Origin of the sequence: Actinophytocola sp., from assembly GCF_050699935.1 — a bacterium.
Taxonomy (GTDB): Bacteria; Actinomycetota; Actinomycetes; order Mycobacteriales; family Pseudonocardiaceae; genus Actinophytocola.
In genome coordinates this window covers 1-4,378 of the sequence record NZ_JBOHGB010000263.1, presented here as the reverse complement: position 1 = coordinate 4,378, position 4,378 = coordinate 1, and the positions used below count along the sequence as shown (strand labels likewise).

At 72.4% G+C, this 4,378-nt stretch carries 3 protein-coding genes and 1 pseudogene; 2 read left to right on the top strand and 2 right to left on the bottom strand.

Annotated elements, in window-relative coordinates:
* Both ACRDTB_RS37420 and ACRDTB_RS37415 read right to left on the bottom strand, forming a co-directional pair.
* On the bottom strand, positions 1-886 hold an 886-nt coding region (locus tag ACRDTB_RS37420; protein ID WP_431436998.1), incomplete at its 3' end, for an AAA family ATPase.
* 143 nt (positions 887-1,029) lie between these two features.
* On the bottom strand, positions 1,030-2,211 hold the full coding sequence (locus ACRDTB_RS37415) for an exonuclease SbcCD subunit D (protein ID WP_431436997.1): 1,182 nt from the start codon (positions 2,209-2,211) through the stop codon (positions 1,030-1,032).
* 172 nt (positions 2,212-2,383) lie between these two features.
* On the opposite strand from ACRDTB_RS37415, the pseudogene rmuC reads away from it, so the two are divergent.
* Together rmuC and ACRDTB_RS37405 are read left to right on the top strand one after the other, a co-directional pair.
* Positions 2,384-3,286: pseudogene (gene rmuC / locus ACRDTB_RS37410) on the top strand (DNA recombination protein RmuC); the annotation flags it as partial.
* A gap of 449 nt (positions 3,287-3,735) precedes the next feature.
* A partial coding sequence (locus ACRDTB_RS37405; RefSeq protein ID WP_431436996.1) for a DUF6542 domain-containing protein occupies positions 3,736-4,378 on the top strand: 643 nt, incomplete at its 3' end.

Genomic DNA, 4,378 nt, shown 5'->3' with positions numbered 1-4,378 from the left:
CCTCCGCGTCGAGCGCCGCCAGCTCCTCGTGCGCCGCCCGCACCCGCCGCACCCGGTCGGCGAGGGTCCGCGCTCGCAGGTACGCCTCCTCGCACCGGTCCCGCACGGCCGACGCCGCCAGCTCGCGCGTCACCGCCTCGTCGGCCTCGGCGGCGCTCCGCTGGAGCAACCCGTCGAGCCAGACCGAGTCGGCGGCGGCCGGCGGCTCCGAGCCGATGACCTGTGCCAGCCGCGCGACCAGCTCCCAAGACGTCCGGCGTGCCTCGTCCAGCGCCTGCCGAGCCACGCCCCGGCGATCCCGGAACCACTGCTCCACCAACGCGAAGTGCTGTGTCCCGAACAGCTTCTCCAGCAGCTTCTCCCGCTCACCCGTGTCCGCGCACAGGAACCGCGCGAACTCGCCCTGCGGCAGCAGCACCACCTGGAAGAACTGGTCCTTGCTCATCCCGAGCAGCCGCTCGACGGTCCGCCCGACGTCGTCGATCCTGGTCAGCCCGTCCGGCGCGTGCCCGCTCGGCGCCGCGCCGACCCAGGTCAGCGACGCCTTGGCCGGCTGCTTGGTCGTCCCGCCGCCGCGCTTCTTCGGTCGCGGGTACTCCGGGCAGCGCACGAGCCGCAGCCGATGCCCGCGCACGGTCAGCTCGAGGCGTACCTCGGTGACCACGGCCGGGTCGGCGTAGTCGCAGCGCAGCCGCTTCGCCTGGTCCCGCACGCCCGGCACGGCCCCGAACAACGCGAACGCGACCGCGTCGAGCAGCGTCGTCTTGCCCGCGCCGGTGTCCCCGTGCAGCAGGAACACCCCGTCCGCCCCGAGCCGGTCGAAGTCGACGACCTCGCGCGAGGGGTACGGTCCGAAGGCCGCCAGCTCCAGCCGGTGCAACCTCATGCGGTACCCGCGCTCACGCTGTGTCCGATTGTTCGCTTCGCTCAGTCGCTAACACGCAGTCTTCCCTCCTGCGCTGCTCGGTGTTCGTTCCTCACGCCTGCGCTGCTCGTCAGTCCAGACGGCGTACGCTCCTTCGCTCCCGCTCACGCTGCCGTGTTCCCGCGCTGCTGGGCCGTTTCGGCTCGTTCCTCGTTGGCGACCGCCGCCAGCGCCTCGCGCAGCAGTGCCCGCTCGCCCTCGGTCGGCTCCGAGCCCCGGCAGCCCTCGACGAAGTCGCACGCCACGTCGTGGTCCGACCGCCCGCGCACGGTCGTCGAGTACCGCATCGGCGCCGCCACCGTGCCGCCCGCCGGCCGCCAGTCCACATGCACGGCATGCGGGAACCGCTCCTGCAGCCGACGCAACGCATCCGTCGGCCGTACCCGGTCGGTCAGCTCTACTGACAGATACTTGTCGACGAGCCCATCGTGCGAGGGTTCACCCAACAGGCTGGAAAGTGTTCCACTGACTGTCGCAAGTGGACGCGGCACCGGCAGCCGCCGCCGCTCCACCCCGGCGAGCCCGTGCGCGTCCAGCTCCACCAGCCAGACGGACTTGTGGTGTCGAGCCTCGGAGAAGGAGTACGCGAGCGGGCTGCCCGCGTACCGCAGGTGCTCCGCCAGCCGCTGCGGCCCGTGCAGGTGTCCCAGCGCCACATAGTCCACGCCGCCGAACACCGCGCTCGGCACCTGCTCGACGCCGCCCACGGAGATCGTCCGCTCGGACGCGCTCGGCGCCCCGCCCGTGACGAAGGCGTGGGCGAGCACCACGGACCGCACCCCGTCGCCGCGGCCGGCGAGATCGGCCCGCACGCGGCGCATGGCCTCGGTGAGCACACCACCGTGCCCGCTTGCGTCGATGCCGAGCGAGTGCCGCGCCGGCTCCGGTTCGAGGTAGGGGATCCCGTACAGCGCAACGGGTCCGTGCACGTCGTCGAGCAGCACCGGTCGGTCGAGCTCGGCGATCCGGGTACACAGGTGCAGCCCGCCGGCCGCGGCGAACCCGGCGAACGCGCCCAGCCGTGGCGCGGAGTCGTGGTTGCCGGGAGTGATAACCAGTCGGGCGCCCGCTGCCCTGATCCGGTCGAGTATGCGAGTGCACGCCGACACGGCCTCGCCGGAGGGCACCGCCCGGTCGTAGAGGTCACCGGCCACGACGACGACGTCGACCCGCTCGTCGGTGACCAGGTCGGCCAGACCACCGAGCACGGCCTCCTGATCCGTGAGCAGATCCCGGCCGTGGAACATCCGCCCCACGTGCCAGTCGGAGGTGTGCAGCACCCGCATGCCGTCAAGCTAGGACGGACGGCCGGTGAAATGGGGGAGCCACGCCACTACCGGGTGTGCACGCCCGCGAAGCCGGTCCCCGCCCGCGGCTGGTCACCGCGTCCTCCCCGGAATTGTCGGTGGGCTGGCCCATGATGCTCGTGACCTGACCGACGTGGAGGGAGTGACCGAGGTGGCCGCTGTGTTCGGCACCGTCGCCGTCGTGCTGCTGCTGGTGATCGTCGCGGGAGCCGCGCTGTTCCGGCGGCTGTACGCCGACAGCCAGCGCCGGCTGGACGCGGCGACGTCAGCCGTGCGGCAGGAGCGCGACCGGACCGACGCGCATGCCGCCGCGCTGCGCCGCTACGAGGTCACGTTCGCGTCCATCCACGGCCGTGGTGAGCTGGGCGAACAGGTCCTCGTGGAGTCCGCGCGGGCGCTCGGTCTACGCGAGGGGCTGCACTTCACCGTGCAGACCGACGTCGGCGGCGGCGGGTCGGTGCGCCCGGACATGCTGCTGCTCGTCGGCGACGGGCGGCGGGTGCCGGTCGACGCGAAGATGAGCATCGCCTGCTGGATCGAGGCGGTGGAGACCGACGACGCCGAGGAGCGGCTGGACGCACTGCGCGTGCATGTGCGCAACATCCGCTCGCGGGCCGCGGAGCTCGCCGGCAAGGGCTACCAGCGGTGGGCGGACGCGATCTACGGAACGGTCATGTTCGTCCCGTCCGACGCCGCGGTCGCCGCCGCCATGGACGCCGACCCCGACCTGCTGCGCTGGCTGCTGGACCGCCGGGTGTTCGTGTGCGGGCCGACCGGGTTCGCGGTGATCGCGTCGGCGGCGATGCTGGCCGCCAGTGAGCGCGTACTGGTCGAGGACATCGAGGCGGTCCGCGGGCACGCGGCGGCCGCGCACCGGGCGGCCGAGGGCGCGATCGACGCGGTGAACGTGTCGAGCACGCACCTGCAGCGGTTCCTGCAGGCCAGGCGCCGGGAGCTGGACGCGTTGACCCAGTTCGCCACGGCGGTCGGCCCGCTAACCGAGACGGCGGCCGTGCCGACCCCGCTCGCGGCCGTGCGCCGGTCCGACGAGGTCGTCGTCAACGGCGTCGTGAACAGCGTCGTCAACAGCTCGGCCCCGGCCCGTGACGTGGCGCCGGCCGAGCCCGGGGACGCGGCCGATCCGGCGGCCGTCGAGTGGCGTGGCGCCGCTCACGCCGGCCGGCGTGAGCCGAGTGGGCTGGGCCGGTTGGGCGATCCGGAGGCGGGGTGATCGGTCCGATGTGTTCTCAAAGGCGAAAGTTATTGGCCGATAGTGCGCATACTCCGCGTGATCATCCGTCGGTGTCTCGGAGCGGCGATTCGGCCCGAGGGGAGGTGTCATCTGACCGATAACCTCACATAACTTCATCGATGGCGGCCCACTCCCTTGGCAGCGGACAGTAGGCGGATCGGGTTCTGGTCCTTACTTCGCGGAGTTGCGGGCGGGGTCGTTTCAAGAACGGCGGACCGGCACGGACGTCCGACCTACTAACGTGTGCAACCGTGACCGCGACCCGCGATCGCCGGAGCGATCTTGAAGAAGACGGCGAGCCGGCGTGGGACGAGCGCTCGATCCTCGGCAAGTCTCGTGGACTGCCCTGGTGGGGTGCCGTCGTCCTGGCCTTCGGCTTGGCTGCGATCGCCGCGGCCTTCGACATGCAGCGCCAGGACTCACTGGGGCGCGTGTACCAGGGTGCGTACATCGTCGGCTGTCTGGCCGCGGTCTGTCTGGTGCGCAGGCGCAGCCTGTTCGGTCCGATGGTGCAGCCGCCGCTGGTCTTCGCGGTCACGGCGGTCGCCGCGGTCGTCCTGCTGGCGCCGGACGCCGGTGGTGCCAGCGGGGTGAGGGCGCTGATCTTCACCGTGGCACTGCCGCTCACCAGCAACTTCCCGACGATGGCCATCACCACCGCCATCACCGTGGGGATCGGCTTGTTCCGGATGTGGCGCGAGCGCGACCCCGGCGTGGAGGCCCGCCCGAGCCCCGACCGACCGGCCGGCCGCGAGCGTCCGGGCAAGGACCGTGTCGCATCGGCCCGCGGCCGCCGCGCCGACCCGGACGCCCTCGAGCTCGACGGCCCCGACGAATTCGGCGGCGCACGCCGTCGCGGCGGCCTCGACGAGGGTCCGCGTGGCGAAGCATCCC